Origin of the sequence: Streptomyces sp. NBC_01460 (assembly GCF_036227405.1) — a bacterium.
Taxonomy (GTDB): Bacteria; Actinomycetota; Actinomycetes; order Streptomycetales; family Streptomycetaceae; genus Streptomyces.
In genome coordinates this window covers 4,000,645-4,018,645 of the sequence record NZ_CP109473.1, presented here as the reverse complement: position 1 = coordinate 4,018,645, position 18,001 = coordinate 4,000,645, and the positions used below count along the sequence as shown (strand labels likewise).

Sequence of the window (18,001 nt, the reverse complement as noted above, 5' to 3'; positions counted from 1 at the left end):
GTCCGGAAGGAGGGACGTCGATGAGCACGAAGGACTTCGTCGAGAAGGACTACTACAAGGTTCTCGGCGTCCCCAAGGACGCCACCGACGCCGAGGTCAAGAAGGCGTACCGGAAGCTCGCCCGCGAGTACCACCCGGACGCCAACAAGGGTGACGCCAAGGCCGAGGAGCGCTTCAAGGAGATCTCCGAGGCGAACGACGTCCTCGGCGACCCGAAGAAGCGCAAGGAGTACGACGAGGCGCGCGCCCTCTTCGGCAACGGAGGCTTCCGGGCGGGTCCCGGCGGCGCGGGCGGCAACTTCAACTTCGACCTGGGCGACCTCTTCGGGGGTGCCCCGGGCGGCGGCCAGACCGCCGGCGCCGGAGGGTTCGGCGGTGGCGGCATCGGCGACGTCTTCGGCGGGCTGTTCAACCGGGGCGGCGGCGGCACACGTGTCCAGCCGCGCCGCGGCCAGGACATCGAGTCCGAGGTGACGCTCAGCTTCACCGAGGCGGTCGACGGGGCCACGGTCCCGCTGCGGATGTCCAGCCAGGCCCCGTGCAAGGCGTGTTCGGGCACCGGCGACAAGAACGGCACCCCGAGGGTCTGCCCGACCTGTGTCGGCACCGGACAGGTGTCGCGCGGCACCGGCGGCGGGTTCTCGCTGACCGATCCCTGCGTGGACTGCAAGGGCCGGGGCCTCATCGCCCAGGACCCCTGCGAGGTCTGCAAGGGCAGCGGCCGCGCGAAGTCGGCCCGCACGATGCAGGTCAGGATCCCCGCGGGGGTGCTGGACGGCCAGCGGATCCGGCTGCGCGGCAAGGGCAGCCCGGGCGAGCGCGGCGGCCCGGCCGGCGACCTGTACGTCGTCGTCCACGTCGACGCCCACCCGGTCTTCGGACGCAAGGGCGACAACCTCACCGTCACGGTGCCCGTCACCTTCCCGGAGGCGGCGCTCGGCGGCGAGGTGAAGGTCCCGACGCTCGGAGGGCCTCCGGTCACCCTGAAACTCCCGGCCGGCACGCCCAACGGACGTACCATGCGGGCCCGGGGCAAGGGCGCCGTGCGCAAGGACGGCACCCGGGGCGACCTCCTGGTCACCGTGGAGGTGTCCGTCCCCACGGACCTCGGCGCGGACGCCCAGGACGCGCTGGAGGCCTACCGGAAGGCGACCGCGGGGGAGGACCCGCGGGCGGAGCTGTTCCAGGCTGCGAAGGGAGCTTGAGATGGACGGCCGTCGACGCAATCCGTACCAGCTGACCGACGAATCGCCGGTCTACGTGATCTCGATCGCGGCCCAGCTCTCGGGCCTGCACCCGCAGACACTGCGCCAGTACGACCGTCTCGGCCTGGTCTCGCCGGACCGTACGGCCGGGCGTGGCCGGCGCTACTCGGCCCGTGACATCGAGCTGCTGCGCACCGTGCAGCAGCTGTCGCAGGACGAGGGCATCAACCTCGCCGGCATCAAGCGCATCATCGAGCTGGAGAACCAGGTCGCCGCGCTCCAGCAGCGCGTCGCCGAGCTCTCGGCGGCGGTGGACGGCGCGGCCGTGGCCATGCAGCAGCGTGAGGCCCAGGTGCACGCCTCCTACCGGCGCGACCTGGTGCCGTACCAGGACGTGCAGCAGACCGGCGCCCTGGTGGTCTGGCGGCCGAAGAGGCCGAAGGACTGAGCAGGCCGGACAGGGCCCGCCCGGAGTCTCAGGACTCGGTGGCGGGCCCTTCGCGTGTGCCGGGGGCCTCCACGATGCCGGCGTGCACGATGAGGACCCCGAGATGGGTGCGGCTCGTGGCCCCGAGAGCCTGCATGAGCCGGGCGATGTGGGAGCGGCAGGTGCGGACGCTGATGCCCAGCTTGCGCGCCACGACGTCGTCGACGTGTCCCTCGGCGAGCAGGCGGGCGACGCTCTGCTGGACGGCTGTGACCTGGACGCCCGGGGCGGAGGACGGCAGTTGCTGGGCGAAGGGCGTGGCCCCGGCCCAGAGGACCTCGTAGACCTGGATCAGGTAGTCGACGAGCGAGGGGTGCCGGATGCGGAGGGCGGTCCGGCGGTCGGGCGCCGCGGGGATGAAGGCGACGCTGCGGTCGAAGATGATCAGCCGTTCCACGGTCAGCTCCGTGGTCCGCACCCGCAGGTCCTCGGGGGAGATCTGGGCGAGGTAGTCCCGGACGGTGGTGCTGTAGCGCGCCGGGTGCTGGTAGATGTGCCGGAGCCGGGCTCCGCGCCCGATGGCCGTCCTGGCGTTGTCGATTCCCCCCTGGATCCCCTTCCGGGGCCGGTCGCTGCCGGGCTGGGCCGTGAGGACCTGTTCGCTGACGGCGGCGCTGGCCTCCCGCAGGGCCGCCTCGATCGCCGGGTTCCCTTCCAGGAGCGTGATCGCCAGGTCGGGATCGGCGCTCGCGACCGATGCCAGGGGGGTCAGCGAGCGACTGAGCGCGGCGGCCAGCTGGACGCGTTCGTCCAGTTCGCGGGTGATCGGCTGGAGCAGGTGGGCCAGGGCGGCGGACGGTGGCACGGGGCGCATCCACGCGGCGTCGCCCGGCTGGGACCGGACGAGTCCCATGTCGATCAGGCAGGGAGCGTCCGTGAGCCCGGCGCGGAGGATGCGCCCCGCGGCCAACGCCTCCTCGTACAGGCGCAGGCCGGTGGCACAGAGCTCCGCCGGTCCGTGCGAATGGGCCGGGTTTGCCTCGTCGGTCGTGATGTGACCACCCCTCACTTCCTGCACTGCAACAACATGACCGTGGTGCACGCGCGGCTCAGGGGGGAGTGTGGAGCTGCCGGGAGTGCAGGGGACTCTCCCGGCACATCCGTGCGCCACCGTGCTCTCCCCCGGTGCGCGGTCGCGCCCTCGGTCCGGGGTGGGGATGTTCCGGGTGGGCGCACGGTCAGGATTCCTGGTCCAGAATTCCTGACCGCGCGATCAGGTACCCGAGCTGGGCGCGGCTCGTGCTGCCCAGGGTGGCGGACAGCTTCGCCACGTGGGCCCTGCAGGTGCGTACGTTCATGCCGAGCCGGCGGGCTATGGAATCGTCCACATGCCCTTCGACGAGGAGCTGCGCTATGGAACGCTGGACACCGCTGATCCCCTTGGTCGGCGGGTCGTAGCGGGCTTCCCCGAGCAGCGGGGACGCTCGGCTCCACAGCTGTTCGAAAACCTTCACCAGGTAGTTGACGAGGCCGGGGTGGCGGAGTTCCAGGGCGACCTGGTCGTCGTTCTGGGCGGGTATGAAGGCGACCGTCCGGTCGAAGACGAGGAGACGCTCGATGAGTTCCTCCAGCGTGCGTATCTCCACCTTGTCCTGGGCGAGGCGGGCGGCGTAGGCCAGCGTGCCCTGACTGTGGCGGACGGTGTGCTGGTAGAGCGTGCGCATGCTGACGCCCCGGTTGACCACCGAGAGGGCCCGCTCCAGGCCCTCGCTGAGCCGGTCCTCGCCCCGGTCCCCGCCGGGCTGGACGGTGAGCACCTCCGTGTGGCACTCGGCCGTGGCGAGGTCCAGCGCCGCGTTGATCCTGTTGCCGCCCTCGAGCACCGTGATGGCGTGGGTCGTCGGGGGGTCCTGGGCGCTGATGTCCATGAACATCTCGAAGGACTCCGCCAGTTCGACGGAGCGCCGCCGGCGCTCCTTGATCTCGCGTTCCAAGGGGTGCAGGCGCTGGGCGAGGGCGGCGGACGGCGGAACGGGCCGGAGCCATGTCGTATCGTCCGGGTCCGGGTGCAGGAGTGCGAAGTCCATCAGGCAGGGTGCGGGACTCACCTCCGAGCGGGAGATCCGCCCCGAGCGCAACGCGCTGGCGTAAAGACGCTTTCCCTCTTCGCATAGTTCGGTGACCCCGTGAGGATGTGTCTGTGTTGTGTCACTTGTGGTCATATCTCCACCCCCCAGGTTCCTGAACATGCAGGAACATGATGCATCGTCCCAGTGGCGTTGGGGGGCTCGGGTGAGACATCGTCGTGGAGGCGGGGGAGAAGAATCCACAAGTGAGGACGAAGCCGACTATGTATAAGCGAATGCTTCGCTCGGTGCTTGCCGCCGCTTTCGTCGCGGCCCTGGGCCTCGGCGTGGCGGGCGGGGCGGCCGGAACCGGCGAGATCAGTTGGTCCGAGCAGGCGGCGACGCCTGGCGAGATCAGCTGGTCCGTCCAGGCGGCGTCGGCGCCTGGCGAGATCAGCTGGGGGACGCCCGCGGCTGCTCCCGGTGAGATCAGCTGGTCCGTACAGGCCGCGCCTGCTCCCGGTGAGATCAGCTGGGGCATGCCCGCCGCCGCTCCCGGTGAGATCAGCTGGAGTGCGCCGGCCGGCGCAGCGGCCGCATGACCACCCCACCGGACGACCGCACCTTCCGGCGGGAGATGGCCACGGCGTATCGCTCAGGGTGGCATTTCATCGATCTGCTCACGGCACTTACCCGCCAGGGCGATTCGTTGATGGTCACCCTGTTCGGAGAGCCGATCGTCGTCGTGATGGAAACGGATGACGACATCCGCGCCTATCGCTGTCTTCGCCGGCCCCGCGGCGCGCCGCAACCGGTTCGTTGTGCCGTGAGATACGGCATGATCTTCGTGAATCTCGATCAGCGCGACCACGAGCTGTTCGAACAAGAAGCCATTTCCGCCACCCCCCGCAGTGCCTGAACGATTCCCCCGTCGTTCCAAATCGTTCCGGCACTTCCCCCACACAGCGGCGCCATCGTGACCTGAACACGATGGCGCCGTTGTGCTGCCCGGAATTCCTCCGAATTCCTCAGGCGTTTCCGAGAGCCCTGTCGACGGCGATCTCGATGACGATCCGCTCGGGATTGTGCCGCGGGGTGCGCTCGTAGCGCTCCGCGTAGCGGCGTACCGCGTCCTCGATCTCCCCGGGCTCCGTGCGCACGACCGCCCGGCCCTCCAGAGTGGCCCAGCGGCGCCCCTGCATCTGGCAGACCGCGACCCGCGCGCCCTCGGGGCCCGCCGCCAGGACGTGGGCCGCCTTCCTCGTGTTCCCGCCGGTGATGACGCGGGCGAGCCGTGTCTCCGGGTCGTACGTCACCCCCACGGGCACGACATGGGGTGTGCCGTCCGGGCGGAGCGTGGTCAAGGTGCACACGTGGCGTTCCCGCCAGAAGTCGAGGTACTCGGCGCCGAGGTTGCGTACGTCAGGCATGGGGTCAGCCTAGAGAAGGAGGGAACCGGCGGCCCCGGGAGTACTCCTATCAGCCTTGAGTGGAATAGACTCAACTTTGTACCCGTTGTGCGAGTCATGGTTCCGTGAAGTACCAGCACGAGGAGGAGACAGAGCCCGTGGACGCCGAGCTGACCAACAAGAGCCGGGACGCCCTCAACGCGGCCACCAGCAGGGCCGTCAAGGACGGTCATCCCGATCTGACCCCCGGGCATCTGCTGCTTGCGCTGCTCGCGGGCGAGGACAACGCGAACATCACCGACCTGCTGGCCGCCGTCGACGCCGACCAGGTGGCCGTGCGCGAGGAGACGGAACGGCTCCTCGGCTCGCTGCCCAGCGTCACCGGATCGACCGTCGCCCCGCCGCAGCCGAGCCGCGAGCTGCTCGCCGTCATCGCCGACGCCGACCAGCGGGCCAAGGAGCTCGGCGACGACTACCTCTCCACCGAGCACCTGCTGATCGCCCTCGCGGCGAAGGGCGGCCGCGCCGGTGAGATCCTCGACGGGCAGGGAGCACGTGCGAAGAAGCTGCTGGACGCATTCGAGAAGAGCAGGGGAGGACGCCGGGTGACCACTCCCGACCCCGAGGGCCAGTACAAGGCGCTGGAGAAGTTCGGCACCGACTTCACGGCCGCCGCGCGCGAGGGCAAGCTGGACCCGGTCATCGGCCGCGACCAGGAGATCCGCCGCGTCGTGCAGGTGCTGTCGCGCCGCACGAAGAACAACCCCGTGCTCATCGGTGAGCCCGGCGTCGGCAAGACGGCCGTCGTCGAGGGGCTCGCCCAGCGCATCGTCAAGGGCGACGTCCCGGAGTCCCTGCGCAACAAGCGGCTCGTCTCCCTGGACCTCGGCGCGATGGTCGCGGGCGCCAAGTACCGCGGCGAGTTCGAGGAACGCCTCAAGACCGTCCTCTCCGAGATCAAGGAGAGCGACGGCCAGGTCATCACCTTCATCGACGAGCTGCACACCGTCGTCGGCGCGGGCGCGGGCGGCGACTCCGCGATGGACGCGGGCAACATGCTCAAGCCGATGCTCGCCCGCGGTGAGCTCCGCATGGTCGGTGCCACCACGCTGGACGAGTACCGCGAGCGGATCGAGAAGGACCCCGCCCTGGAGCGCCGCTTCCAGCAGGTCCTGGTCGCCGAGCCGTCCGTCGAGGACACCATCGCCATCCTGCGGGGCCTCAAGGGCCGCTACGAGGCCCACCACAAGGTCCAGATCGCGGACTCCTCGCTGGTGGCCGCCGCGACCCTGTCCGACCGCTACATCACCTCCCGCTTCCTCCCCGACAAGGCCATCGACCTCGTCGACGAGGCGGCCTCGCGGCTCCGCATGGAGATCGACTCCTCGCCGCTGGAGATCGACGAGCTCCAGCGGTCCGTCGACCGCCTGCACATGGAGGAGCTGGCCCTCAAGAACGAGAGCGACGAGGGCTCCAAGCAGCGCCTGGACAAGATCCGCCGGGACCTCGCCGACAAGGAGGAGGAGCTGCGCGGTCTCACCGCCCGCTGGGAGAAGGAGAAGGAGGGCCTGAACCGCGTCGGTGAGCTCAAGGAGCGCCTCGACGAGCTGCGCGGCCAGGCCGAGCGCGCCCAGCGCGACGGCGACTTCGACACCGCGTCCAAGCTGCTGTACGGGGAGATCCCCGGCCTGGAGCGCGAGCTGGCCGAGGCGGACGAGGCGGAGCAGGAGGCCGCCCAGGACACCATGGTCAAGGAGGAGGTGGGCCCGGACGACATCGCCGACGTCGTCGGTGCCTGGACCGGCATCCCGGCCGGACGGCTCCTGGAGGGCGAGACCCAGAAGCTGCTGCGGATGGAGTCCGAACTGGGCAGGCGGCTGATCGGCCAGGCCGAGGCCGTCCGGGCCGTGTCGGACGCCGTGCGCCGTACCCGGGCCGGCATCGCCGACCCCGACCGGCCCACCGGCTCGTTCCTCTTCCTCGGTCCGACCGGGGTCGGCAAGACGGAGCTGGCGAAGGCCCTCGCGGACTTCCTGTTCGACGACGAGCGGGCCATGATCCGCATCGACATGAGCGAGTACAGCGAGAAGCACAGCGTCGCCCGGCTCGTCGGTGCCCCGCCCGGCTACGTCGGCTACGAGGAGGGCGGCCAGCTCACCGAGGCGGTCCGCCGGCGTCCGTACAGCGTCGTGCTGCTGGACGAGGTCGAGAAGGCCCACCCCGAGGTCTTCGACATCCTGCTCCAGGTGCTCGACGACGGCAGGCTCACCGACGGGCAGGGCAGGACGGTGGACTTCCGCAACACCATCCTGATCCTCACGTCGAACCTGGGCAGCCAGTACCTGGTCGATCCGCTCACCGAGCCCGAGGTGAAGAAGGAGCGGGTCCTGGAGGTCGTGCGGGCCTCGTTCAAGCCGGAGTTCCTCAACCGGCTCGACGACCTGGTCGTCTTCTCGGCGCTGTCCGGCGACGAGCTCGCCCACATCGCGGGGCTCCAGGTGGGCCGGCTGGCCGACCGGCTGGCCGACCGCAGGATCCGGCTCGACGTCACGCCGGAGGCCCTGGCCTGGCTCGCCGAGGAGGGCAACGACCCGGCCTACGGCGCCCGGCCGCTGCGCCGGCTCATCCAGACGGCGATCGGCGACCGGCTCGCGAAGGAGATCCTCGCGGGTGAGGTCAGGGACGGCGACACGGTCCGGGTGGACCGGGCCGGTGACGGGCTGATCGTGGGGACCGCGGCGGCGGCCAAGACCCTGTAGACCGCTCCCCCGATGTCCCCGGCCGAGGCTTCGTGCCCCGGCCGGGGACATCGGTGTGAGCGACCCGCGCATTGATGTGTGCATCCGGCACGCATCCTCGGCGGAACCTCCCGCGAACCGCCCGCCAAATTGAGCCGAAAATTTCCATTCCGTGGCCGAATGGCGGGCGCGGCACCGCCCGGACCGTCGTTTTTTGTATCGGGCCGATACATATCCGCACCCTCGACCGAAGTCGTATCGATGTTTGTGCCCGTGATCGCGTACGGCGCAATATCGGCCACTACGGGCGCTTTTCTTTTCCCCGAAGGGCGGCAGTGAGTAATTAGGAAACCGGTAGGGTACGCGCATGACGGAGCGGATACCCGGCGAGGCGAGTGCGGAGCCGAAGGATTGCAGAAGTGAAAGCCTCATTCGCCAGAGAGAATTTCGTACCCTGTGGGCGGCTTACGCGCAGTCGGTCCTGGGCGACCAGCTGGCGCGGGTGGCACTGTCCCTGCTGGTGTTCGAACGCACCGAGTCGGCCGGCTGGACCGCGGCGACCTACGCCCTGACCACCCTGCCCGCCCTCCTCTCCGGCGTGCTCCTGACCGGGCTCGCGGACCGGTTCCCCCGTCGTACGGTCATGATCGGCTGCGACCTGGTGCGCGCCGTCCTCGTCGGGCTGATGGCTCTGCCCGGCACGCCGCTGCCCCTGCTGGCCGGACTGCTCGTGCTGGCGCAGCTCTGTGAGGCCCCGTTCGGTGCCTCACAGGGCGCCCTGATGCCGTCCGTGCTCGGCGACCGCCTGTACGAGCACGGGCAGCGGGCCATCGTGATCACGCACCAGGCCGGCCAGCTGGTCGGCTTCGCCGCCGGCGGTGTGCTGGTCGTGTGGCTGGGCAGCCACCTCTCGCTGGGACTGAACGCGGCGACGTTCCTGATCTCCGCCGTCCTGATCCGGCTGGGTGTGAAGGCCCGGCCCGTGGAGGAGGGCGCCGACGCGATGCCGAAGCGGATGCACGTCCAGGTGAGGAGCGCGGCCGCGCTGATCTGGTCGGACCCCCGGCTGCGGTCGCTCGTCGCGCTCGGCTGGCTGGCCGGCTTCATCGTGCTCCCGGAGGGCCTCGCCGCGCCCTTCGCGGAGGAGGCCGGCGGGAGCGCCGCGTCGGTGGGACTCCTGCTCGCCGCGCACCCCGCGGGCATGGTCCTGGGCGCCGCCCTCCTGGGGAGGCCGGGTGTCGGGGTGGAGCGCCGCCGCAGGCTGCTCGGCCCGCTGGCCGTGGGCGCGAATCTCCCGCTGCTCGTCTACTGGGCGGGCCCGGGTGTGGCGGTGGCCCTCCTGGTACTGCTCGTGTCGGGGATCTGTTCGGCCTACCAGATCACCGCGGGGGCGACCTTCGTCATGCTCACCCCGGCCGGCCAGCGAGGGCAGGCGCTCGGGCTGGCCAGGTCGGGACTGACCGCGATGCAGGGGATCGGCGTCGCCGCGGGAGGCCTGGTGACGGAACTGTCCGGGTCGTCGGCCCGGACCATCGGCGGGGCGGGACTCGTCGGGACGCTCTGCGCGGTCGTGGTCGCGGTTTCCTGGGCGCGCGCCCGTCGGACGGGCGCCGGGACGATTCCCCTGAGCGCGTAGGACTACGGGCCGCGATCGCGGCTAGGGTCGAAGCCAGGAAACCACGTGCGATCCACAGGAGTACCCAGCGATGTCTATCGACCCGTCCTCGATCCCCAACTTCGGGGGCCAGCCCGAACCGCAGGCGTCAGGACCCGAGGGCCCCGTGGTCCCGGACCAGGACCTCGTCAAGCAGCTTCTCGAGCAGATGGAGCTGAAGTTCGTCGTCGACGACGAGGGCGACCTCGCCGCGCCGTGGGAAGACTTCCGGACGTACTTCATGTTCCGCGGCGAGGAGGAGCAGCAGGTCTTCTCGGTCCGGACCTTCTACGACCGTCCCCACGCCCTGGACCAGCGCGCCGTTCTGCTCGACGCGATCGACGACTGGAACCGCCGCACCCTGTGGCCCAAGGTCTACACGCACGCCCATGAGGGCGAGGAGGGCGCCGCGTCCTCCGTGCGCCTGGTCGGTGAGGCCCAGATGCTCATCGGTACCGGCGTCAGCCTGGAGCACTTCGTCTCCTCGACGGTCAGCTGGGTGCGGGCCTCGATCGAGTTCGACAAGTGGCTCGTGGAGCGCCTGGGCCTGGCGCCCGAGGAGAAGGCGGACGAGGGCGACACCGGCACGGAGCAGGCCCCGGAGGCCTGATCCGGCGGATGCGGCACCGGGAGGCCCGGTCCGGAGCAAGGCCGTCGCGGCCGGTGCCCCGGACCGGGCCTCCCGCATGCGCGGTCAGGACACGCGGAGGCTCTTCAGCCGGGTGACCGCCTCGGTGAGCACGTCCGTGCGCTTGCAGAACGCGAAGCGGACGAAGGGCGCGCCCTGCTCCCGGTGGTCGTAGAAGACCGCGTTCGGGACGGCGACGACCCCGCAGCGCTCCGGGAGTGCCCGGCAGAAGGCGAAGCCGTCGCCGCCCTCGCCCAGCGGGCGGATGTCGGTGGTGACGAAATACGTCCCGGCGGGCTTGTAGACGTCGAAACCGGCCTCGGCGAGGCCCGCGCTCAGCAGGTCGCGTTTGGCGCGCAGGTCCGAGCGCAGCTCGTCGAAGTAGCTGTCGGGCAGGCGCAGGGCGTCGGCGACGGCGTACTGGAAGGGGCCGCCGGAGACGTACGTCAGGAACTGCTTGGCGGAGCGGACCGCGGTGACCAGCTCCGGGCTCGCCGTGATCCAGCCGATCTTCCAGCCCGTCAGCGAGAACGTCTTGCCGGCGCTGCTGATGGTGACCGTGCGCTCCCGCATGCCGGGGAAGGACGCGAGGGGGATGTGCTCGCCCTCGAAGACGAGGTGCTCGTAGACCTCGTCGGTCACGACCAGGAGGTCGCGTTCGCACGCGAGCGCGGCGACGGCCGCCAGCTCGTCCCGGGTGAGCACGGTGCCGGTCGGGTTGTGCGGGGTGTTGAGCAGGATCAGCCGGGTGCGGGGCGTCACGGCGGCGCGCAGCTCGTCGAGGTCGAGCCGGTAGGCGCCCTCGTGGGGCCGGAGGGTGACGGGGACGCGGGTGCCGCCCGCCAGGGCGATGCAGGCGGCGTACGAGTCGTAGTACGGCTCCAGGGCGACGACCTCGTCGCCGGGCTCCAGGAGGGCCAGCAGGGAGGCGGCGACCGCCTCCGTGGCGCCGGTGGTGACCAGGACCTCGGCGTCGGGGTCGTACTCCAGTCCGTAGTGCCGCCGCTGGTGGTCCGCGACCGCGGAGCGCAGCTCGGGGACGCCGGGGCCCGGTGGGTACTGGTTGCCGTGGCCGGCGCGCAGGGCCCGGACGGCGGCCTCGCGGATCTCCTCGGGGCCGTCGGTGTCGGGGAACCCCTGGCCGAGATTGATCGATCCGGTCCGCACGGCGAGCGCCGACATCTCCGCGAAGATCGTCGTGCCGAACTCGCTGAGGCGGCGGTTGAGCAACGGTCGTCCCTGTGTCATGGACGCCATCCTGCGCCGAAGCTCTGGAGTTGCTCAAGTCTGCTTTGGCCCGGGCGGGGCGTGGGAATCCACCGGTCAGTCGAGAAGCGGGGATCTCGCTTCGGGGGACAGAAGGATGTGAGGTCGATGGAGTTGTTCGTCTTCATCGTGTTCCTGGTGATCGTGGTGGTGGGGATCGTCTCCCTCGCCTCGGGGTCGGGTGGCCGGAAGAAGCCGATGGCGGGTCGCTCCAGGCGCCAGGGGCGCCGTGGCTCGGACAGTGGCGGGGGAGGTGCCTCCGACGGGGGCAGTTGGTGGTCCGGGAGCGGCGACAGCGGCCACTCCTGCGGGGGAGGGCACTCCGGCGGGCACTCCTGCGGGGGCGGCGGCGGCTGCGGCGGGGGCGGCGGCGACTGAGACGGGTCCGCCGGCCCGTACGGGGGCGGGACGGGCGGGGCCGAGATGTCCGGCGGGAGCGAACTCCCTCCGGGCATCTTTTCGTTGGGGTCGTCGGGAACAGGTGAACCGTACTGCCCCCTGAGGGATGGAAACCACGGCAAGTTGGGTAAAAACGCTGTGAGCGCGACCTACTTCGTGATTGCATCGATGTAGACAACATTCAGCCCCCGGGCCCCAGTTGGGCAGGATCGGGCTCCCCTCCCCCACGGTGCGCCGCACGGGGGTACCTCCTGTTCATGTGTCCCTGTGCGTTTTGCGGAGCCGATCCATGCTCACGACCCTCCAGACCGCCTACTCCGATACCCGAGCCGCCGACCTCGCATGGACGCTCGGGCGGGAGCCGCTACCCGCCCTCGCCGTACTCGACCTCGAACTTGCAGGCGCGAAGGTGCAGTTGAGGCTTCTCGGTGCCTCCCATCAGGTCCTGTTGGAGGAGGGGCGCCGGACGTGCTCCGAGACCGTCGCCTGTCTGCCGGGCAGCAGCACACCGCTGCCGCTGGGGGTCGCCGAGTGCCTGGGTGACTGGGACTACGAATTCGCTGCGCGCGTCGAGACGCTCTCCGAGGGATCGTTCGCGGGGCGCGCGCAGGAGTTGCTCGCGCTGGTGGCCGACCATCCGCACGGCCTGGCGGGGACGTTCCCCGGCAGTCCCCACGCCTTCACGGCGATGCTCGCGCAGCGCACGGAGGGGCAGGTGCGCTGGCGGACCTGGCACGCGTATCCGCAGGAGGGGCAGTTGGTCGTGACCCGGACCAAGGTGGGCGTGCGGGTGCCCGTGGCGGCCGTGTGAGGGGTGCGCGCCCGTCGCCGCCGGGCGGTGCGCGTCCGGTGGGGCGCGCTTCCCGCGTGCCCCACTTACACCCGTGTGGGTGACAAGCCGCGACCTTCCCGTCACGTAGCGTTCGTTTCATGATCGACCAGCAGATGCCGCTGCGAGGGGGCGCGACGCGGCTTCCCGTCCGGCCGGGGACCGGCCGCTTCCTCGTGCTGGCCGCTGTGTTCATCTGTGCCGCGTGCGGTCTGGTGTACGAGCTGGAGCTGGTCGCGCTCGCCTCGTACCTGATCGGTGACTCGGTCACCCAGGCCTCGGTCGTGCTGTCCGTGATGGTGTTCGCGATGGGCATCGGGTCGTTGCTCGCGAAACGTTTACGCACCCGCGCCGCCGTGGGGTTCGGGCTGATCGAGGCCGCCCTGGCGCTGGTCGGCGGCACCTCCGCGCTCATCCTGTACGCCTCGTTCGCCTGGCTCGGGGAGTCCCGGTACGCCCTGGTGGGCTTCTCGCTCGCGATCGGGATCCTGATCGGCGCGGAGATCCCGCTGCTGATGACCCTGATCCAGCGGGTCGACCGGCAGGACGCGGGCGGCGCGGTCGCGGACCTCTTCGCCGCCGACTACGTGGGCGCGCTGGTCGGCGGGCTCGCCTTCCCGTTCCTGCTGCTGCCGATGATGGGCCAGCTGACCGGGGCGCTGTTCACCGGCACGGTCAACGCGGTGGCGGGCGGGGCGCTGGTGCTGTGGGTGTTCCGGCGCGATCTGGGCCCCCGGTCACGCTGCTTGCTGATCGTCGTCAACGTCGCGGTGATCGCCCTGCTGGCCACCGCCTCGGTCCTCGTCGACGACTTCGAGCGGGCGGCGCGGCGCGCGGTGTACGGGGACGAGGTGCGGGTCGCGGTGCAGACCGGAGTGCAGGAGATCGTTCTCACCGGCCCCGGCAGCGGCCCCGGTGGCGGCTCGCTCGACCTGTACCTCGACGGCCGGCTCCGGGTCAGTTCCCGGGACGAGCACCGCTACCACGAGGCCCTCGTGCACCCGGCGATGAACGGGGCCCACCGGCGGGTGCTGGTCCTCGGAGGGGGCGACGGGCTGGCCGCCCGTGAGGTGCTGCGCTATCCGGGCGTGGAGTCCGTCGTGGTGGTCGAGCTCGACCCGGCCGTCACCCGGTTGGCCCGCACGGACCCGGCGCTGTCCGCGCTGAACGGGCACGCGTACGGGGACCCCCGGCTGACCGCGGTCTCCGGAGACGCCTTCACCTGGCTGCGGGCCACCCGCGACCGCTACGACGTGGTGATCTCGGACCTTCCCGATCCGGGGATCACGGCCAGCACGAAGCTCTACGCCGCGGAGTTCTACGGGCTGGTCGCCGGCGCGCTGGAGCCGGGCGGCCGGCTGGTGGTGCACGCGGGGCCGCCGAGCAGCAGACCGGCGACGTTCTGGACGGTGGACGCGTCGATACGGGCGGGCGGCCTGTCGACCCGGCCGTACCGCGTCGACGGGCGCCTCACCGGCTTCGCGGCGGGCCCGGACCGGGCCGCGGGCGGGGCGGGGGCGCCGCGGGACTGGGGATTCGTGCTGGCCGCCCGGCACGCCGTGGGCCGGCCCGGCATCGACCCCGGGGCGCCCGCCCTGCGGACACTGGGGGAGCGGCAGCTGCTGGCAGGCCTGCGTTCGGTGGAGCGGGTCCGGCGGCACGGGCTCGCGCCGTCGACGCTGGTCCACCCCCGGTACCAGGAGGAACGGTGAGTACGGCGGTGCGGTGCGGTCCCCACGGCGTACGGGGTGCCGAAGCGCTGACGGGACGGCCGGGGCTGAGTAGGCTCGGTCGGTATGGAGCATGAGGTGTTCGTTCCGGTTCCGGTCCCGGCCCTGCGGAGGACGCTGGGCGATCCCGCGCGGGTCGCGCGCTGCGTGCCGGGACTCCAGCAGGATGCCGACGCGGCGGCCGGCCCGCTGGCCGGCCGGCTGAGATTCCGGGCCGACGGCCACACGATCACGTACCGAGGGGCGCTCACGCTGCGGCCCTCCGCCGGGGGTGATTCCTTCTCCGTGGCGGGGGAGGGCGTGGAGGCGCGGGGCGCGGGATCGGCGAAGCTGGCCCTGACGATCGCTCTCAGAGGGACCGACGGAGGGACGGCGATCGGATTCACCGGCACGGCGAGCGGTGACGGCCGCATCGTGGAGCTGGACGAGGCGGCGGCGCTCGCCGCGGCGCAGCGGCTGCTGGACCGCTTCACGCAGCAGCTGGTGACGGAGTCCCTGGCATCGGAGCCCCTGGGATCGGAGCCCCCGGCGACCGAGTCCTCCCCCGACGCGACGGCCGGGGCGCCGGAAGCCGAAGGGGCGGACGTCGAGGCGCCGGACGCGGAGGTGCCGGACGCGGAGGTGCCGGACACCGACGAGGTGCCGGACGCCGACGAACCCGCCGCCGAGGTGCCGGACGCCGACGAACCCGCCGCCGAGCCGCAGTCCGGGGCGTCCGCGTCCGCCCCGCAGCCGTCCGCCGAGCCGCCCTCGCCGGACAAGGAGTCGGTGTTCGACGCGCCCGTCCCGCCGCCGGCGCTCGACCCGTCCGCGGAGCTGGAGTTCACCGTGCCGGACGAGCCTCCCGCCGAGGCCGCGCACGCGCGCCGCACCATGATCGGCCGCAGCACGGAGGAGGTCGACCACGCACCCCCGCGCGGCCGGTACGCCCCCGTGCCGTCCCCCGAGGCGGGAGCCGCGGGCATCACGCTGCGCTGGGCCGCCCCGGCGGCCGCCCTGGCGATCGCCTCGGCCGTGGTGGTGGGCCGCGCGCTTCGGCGCAGAAGGCCGTAGCCGGGCGCCCCGCGCCAGTAGTGTCGGGGGGTGAGCAGAGTTGCGAAGAACGTCCGGCTGAGCGCCGGCGACGTCGAATTGACCGTTGACCCCGAGAACGGCTGCCGGATCGGCAGCCTGCGGATCGGGGGCACCGAACTGCTGCGCCAGGGCGAGCGGTACGGCTGCTTCCCGATGGTGCCGTGGTGCGGACGCACCGAGAACGGCCTGTTCCGCAACGGCGGCGAGCCGCATCAGCTGCCGCTGAACTCCCCTCCGCACGCCATCCACGGCACCGGCCGCGACACCTCCTGGCAGCTCGCCCGGCAGAGCGACACGGACGTGGCCTTCTTCTACGACCTGGCCGACCCATGGCCGTACGAGGGCCGGGTCACGCAGTCCTTCGAGCTGACCGAGGAGTCGCTGACGCTGAGCCTCGGCGTCGAGACGTACGGGGACTCCTTCCCGGCGCAGGCCGGGTGGCATCCGTGGTTCCTCCGGAACCTCGGAGGCCAGGACGCGCGGATCGCCTTCGAGGCGGCCTGGCAGGAGGAACGGGGCGACAACCACCTGCCGACCGGCCGCCGGATCGACCCCCTGCCCGGCCCGTGGGACGACTGCTTCGGGATGCCCGAGGGTGTCGACGTGAAGCTCACCTGGCCCGAGCAGCTGGAGCTGACGGTCAGGAGCCGGGACGAGTGGGTGGTGATCTACGACGAGCAGGCCGAGGCCGTCTGCGTGGAGCCCCAGTCCGGGCCGCCGAACGGACTGAACACGGCCCCCCGGCTGGTGACCCCGATCGAGCCCCTGGAGATCGCGACGACCTGGAGCTGGGTCCGGCTCTGACCTCCCGCGTCAGCCCTTACCCTCGTTGACATGACTGACGTACGCGCTGAGCTGCTCCAGCAGATCAAGGACAAGGCCGTGGTACACGGCAAGGTGACCCTCTCCTCGGGTCTGGAAGCCGACTGGTACATCGACCTGCGCCGGATCACGCTGGACGGCAAGGCCGCGCCGCTGGTCGGCCAGGTGATGCTCGACGCCACCGCCGAGCTGGACTACGACTGCGTCGGCGGTCTGACGCTGGGTGCCGACCCGGTGGCCACCTCGATGCTGCACGCCTCGGCGGCGCGCGGGAAGAGCCTGGACGCCTTCGTCGTCCGCAAGGCGCAGAAGGCCCACGGGATGCAGCGCCGCATCGAGGGCACAGACGTCAAGGGGCGCCGCTGCCTCGTCGTCGAGGACACCTCGACGACCGGCGGTTCGCCGCTGACCGCCGTCGAAGCCGTGCGTGAGGCCGGCGGCGAGGTCGTGGCCGTCGCCGTGATCGTGGAGCGCGGCGCCGCTCCGGCGATCGCCGAGGCCGGTCTGCCCTACGTCCACGTCTACTCCGTGGCCGACCTCGACCTGGCCTGACCTGCGGCTTCATCGAGGCGCTCCCCGTTTCACGTGAAACGGGGAGCGTTACTCCCACGGGCAGCGTGGAGCCGGCGCGAGAGTCTGGGAAGATGAGGGCGACGATGACGTCGCCCCCAGGTCAGGGACCAAGCACTGCACACCCGCACATCCCAAGGAGCGGACAGATGCCCATCGCAACCCCCGAGGTCTACGCCGAGATGCTCGACCGGGCGAAGGCAGGCAAGTTCGCCTACCCGGCCATCAATGTGACGTCGACCCAGACCCTGCACGCTGCACTGCGCGGCTTCGCGGAGGCGGAGAGCGACGGCATCGTCCAGATCTCCACCGGTGGTGCCGAATTCCTGGGCGGCCAGTACAACAAGGACATGGTGACGGGCGCCGTCGCCCTGGCCGAGTTCGCGCACATCGTCGCCGCCAAGTACGACATCACCGTCGCGCTGCACACCGACCACTGCCCCAAGGACAAGCTGGACGCCTACGTGCGCCCGCTGCTCGACGTGTCCGCGGAGCGTGTCGCCAAGGGCCTGAACCCGCTGTTCCAGTCGCACATGTGGGACGGCTCGGCCGAGACCCTCGCCGACAACCTGTCCATCGGTCAGGAGCTGCGCGTCACGCACGAGATCAACGACGAGCTGTACACGACCGTCGACGACGCGCTGCGTACGGCCGAGGCGCTCGGCCTGGGCGAGAAGGGCCGCTACCTGCTGGCAGCGTCCTTCGGCAACGTGCACGGCGTCTACAAGCCGGGCAACGTCGTCCTGCGTCCGGAGCTCCTCAAGGACCTCCAGCAGGGCGTCTCGGCGAAGTACGGCAAGCCCGCCGGAAGCCAGCCCTTCGACTTCGTCTTCCACGGCGGCTCGGGCTCCACCGCCGAGGAGATCGCCACCGCGCTGGAGAACGGTGTCGTGAAGATGAACCTCGACACCGACACCCAGTACGCCTTCACCCGCCCGGTCGCGGACCACATGTTCCGCAACTACGACGGTGTCCTGAAGGTCGACGGCGAGGTCGGCAACAAGAAGACCTACGACCCGCGCACGTGGGGCAAGGCCGCCGAGGCGGGCATGGCCGTGCGTGTCACCGAGGCGTGCGCCAACCTGCGCTCCTCGGGCACCAAGCTGAAGTAAGTACGTCACGGACGCAGGTGCGGGCCCGGTCTCCCCTCGGGGGGCCGGGCCCGCTCCGTGTCCGAGGAGTGA

Annotated in this window: 18 protein-coding genes; 14 read left to right on the top strand and 4 right to left on the bottom strand. The window is 71.2% G+C overall.

The features are described 5' to 3' along the window. Positions 1-20: 20 nt before the first annotated feature. Together dnaJ and OG488_RS17830 are read left to right on the top strand one after the other, a co-directional pair. On the top strand, positions 21-1,205 hold the full coding sequence (gene dnaJ / locus OG488_RS17835; protein ID WP_329230434.1) for a molecular chaperone DnaJ: 1,185 nt from the start codon (positions 21-23) through the stop codon (positions 1,203-1,205). Between the two features lies 1 nt (position 1,206). Then, the gene (locus tag OG488_RS17830) at positions 1,207-1,653 is read left to right on the top strand and encodes a heat shock protein transcriptional repressor HspR (RefSeq protein WP_014046944.1); all 447 of its coding nucleotides are present in this window, start codon (positions 1,207-1,209) and stop codon (positions 1,651-1,653) included. A 28-nt stretch (positions 1,654-1,681) separates the two neighbouring features. On the opposite strand, the gene OG488_RS17825 is transcribed toward OG488_RS17830, so the two are convergent. Both OG488_RS17825 and OG488_RS17820 read right to left on the bottom strand, forming a co-directional pair. Continuing rightward, on the bottom strand, positions 1,682-2,686 hold the full coding sequence (locus OG488_RS17825) for a helix-turn-helix transcriptional regulator (protein ID WP_329238778.1): 1,005 nt from the start codon (positions 2,684-2,686) through the stop codon (positions 1,682-1,684). A 184-nt stretch (positions 2,687-2,870) separates the two neighbouring features. Next, positions 2,871-3,881, bottom strand: a complete 1,011-nt coding sequence (locus OG488_RS17820) for a helix-turn-helix transcriptional regulator (protein WP_329230431.1) — start codon at positions 3,879-3,881, stop codon at positions 2,871-2,873. A 125-nt stretch (positions 3,882-4,006) separates the two neighbouring features. Here OG488_RS17820 and OG488_RS17815 point away from each other — a divergent pair, with 125 nt between their 5' ends. Together OG488_RS17815 and OG488_RS17810 are read left to right on the top strand one after the other, a co-directional pair. Beyond that, on the top strand, positions 4,007-4,300 hold the full coding sequence (locus tag OG488_RS17815) for a hypothetical protein (RefSeq protein WP_329230428.1): 294 nt from the start codon (positions 4,007-4,009) through the stop codon (positions 4,298-4,300). Beyond that, the gene (locus tag OG488_RS17810; protein ID WP_033296620.1) at positions 4,297-4,617 is read left to right on the top strand and encodes a (2Fe-2S)-binding protein; all 321 of its coding nucleotides are present in this window, start codon (positions 4,297-4,299) and stop codon (positions 4,615-4,617) included. The genes OG488_RS17815 and OG488_RS17810 overlap by 4 nt, the downstream gene beginning before the upstream one ends. Before the next feature lie 109 nt (positions 4,618-4,726). Here OG488_RS17810 and OG488_RS17805 read toward each other — a convergent pair whose 3' ends face one another. Further along, entirely contained in the window at positions 4,727-5,128 is a 402-nt protein-coding gene (locus OG488_RS17805) for a pyridoxamine 5'-phosphate oxidase family protein (RefSeq protein ID WP_329230425.1), read from the bottom strand. 137 nt (positions 5,129-5,265) lie between these two features. Between OG488_RS17805 and clpB the strand changes: the two genes are divergently transcribed. From clpB to OG488_RS17790, 3 genes are all read left to right on the top strand, one after another. After that, positions 5,266-7,866 (top strand): ATP-dependent chaperone ClpB, encoded by a 2,601-nt coding sequence (clpB, locus tag OG488_RS17800; protein WP_329238775.1) that lies wholly within the window; start codon positions 5,266-5,268, stop codon positions 7,864-7,866. 346 nt (positions 7,867-8,212) lie between these two features. Beyond that, positions 8,213-9,481 (top strand): MFS transporter, encoded by a 1,269-nt coding sequence (locus OG488_RS17795; protein WP_329230423.1) that lies wholly within the window; start codon positions 8,213-8,215, stop codon positions 9,479-9,481. 70 nt (positions 9,482-9,551) lie between these two features. Then, positions 9,552-10,109, top strand: a complete 558-nt coding sequence (locus OG488_RS17790; protein WP_329230421.1) for a YbjN domain-containing protein — start codon at positions 9,552-9,554, stop codon at positions 10,107-10,109. Between the two features lie 84 nt (positions 10,110-10,193). On the opposite strand, the gene OG488_RS17785 is transcribed toward OG488_RS17790, so the two are convergent. Beyond that, positions 10,194-11,375 carry a pyridoxal phosphate-dependent aminotransferase gene (locus OG488_RS17785; RefSeq protein WP_329230419.1) on the bottom strand — a complete coding sequence of 394 codons (1,182 nt, stop codon included), beginning with the start codon at positions 11,373-11,375 and terminating at the stop codon, positions 10,194-10,196. A 126-nt stretch (positions 11,376-11,501) separates the two neighbouring features. Here OG488_RS17785 and OG488_RS17780 point away from each other — a divergent pair, with 126 nt between their 5' ends. The 7 genes from OG488_RS17780 (at position 11,502) to OG488_RS17750 (ending at position 17,929) form a co-directional block, all read left to right on the top strand. Next, positions 11,502-11,771 (top strand): hypothetical protein, encoded by a 270-nt coding sequence (locus OG488_RS17780; protein WP_329230418.1) that lies wholly within the window; start codon positions 11,502-11,504, stop codon positions 11,769-11,771. A gap of 310 nt (positions 11,772-12,081) precedes the next feature. Next, positions 12,082-12,603 (top strand): DUF2617 family protein, encoded by a 522-nt coding sequence (locus OG488_RS17775; RefSeq protein ID WP_329230416.1) that lies wholly within the window; start codon positions 12,082-12,084, stop codon positions 12,601-12,603. A gap of 119 nt (positions 12,604-12,722) precedes the next feature. Then, positions 12,723-14,333 carry a polyamine aminopropyltransferase gene (locus tag OG488_RS17770; protein WP_329230415.1) on the top strand — a complete coding sequence of 537 codons (1,611 nt, stop codon included), beginning with the start codon at positions 12,723-12,725 and terminating at the stop codon, positions 14,331-14,333. A gap of 84 nt (positions 14,334-14,417) precedes the next feature. Beyond that, complete coding sequence (locus OG488_RS17765) at positions 14,418-15,404, top strand: SRPBCC domain-containing protein (RefSeq protein ID WP_329230414.1); 987 nt, start codon at positions 14,418-14,420, stop codon at positions 15,402-15,404. Positions 15,405-15,434: 30 nt separating this feature from the next. Continuing rightward, on the top strand, positions 15,435-16,229 hold the full coding sequence (locus OG488_RS17760; RefSeq protein ID WP_329230412.1) for an aldose epimerase family protein: 795 nt from the start codon (positions 15,435-15,437) through the stop codon (positions 16,227-16,229). Between the two features lie 30 nt (positions 16,230-16,259). Continuing rightward, on the top strand, positions 16,260-16,799 hold the full coding sequence (gene pyrE, locus OG488_RS17755; RefSeq protein ID WP_147958720.1) for an orotate phosphoribosyltransferase: 540 nt from the start codon (positions 16,260-16,262) through the stop codon (positions 16,797-16,799). A gap of 167 nt (positions 16,800-16,966) precedes the next feature. Continuing rightward, on the top strand, positions 16,967-17,929 hold the full coding sequence (locus OG488_RS17750) for a class II fructose-bisphosphate aldolase (protein ID WP_329230409.1): 963 nt from the start codon (positions 16,967-16,969) through the stop codon (positions 17,927-17,929). Positions 17,930-18,001: the final 72 nt, after the last annotated feature.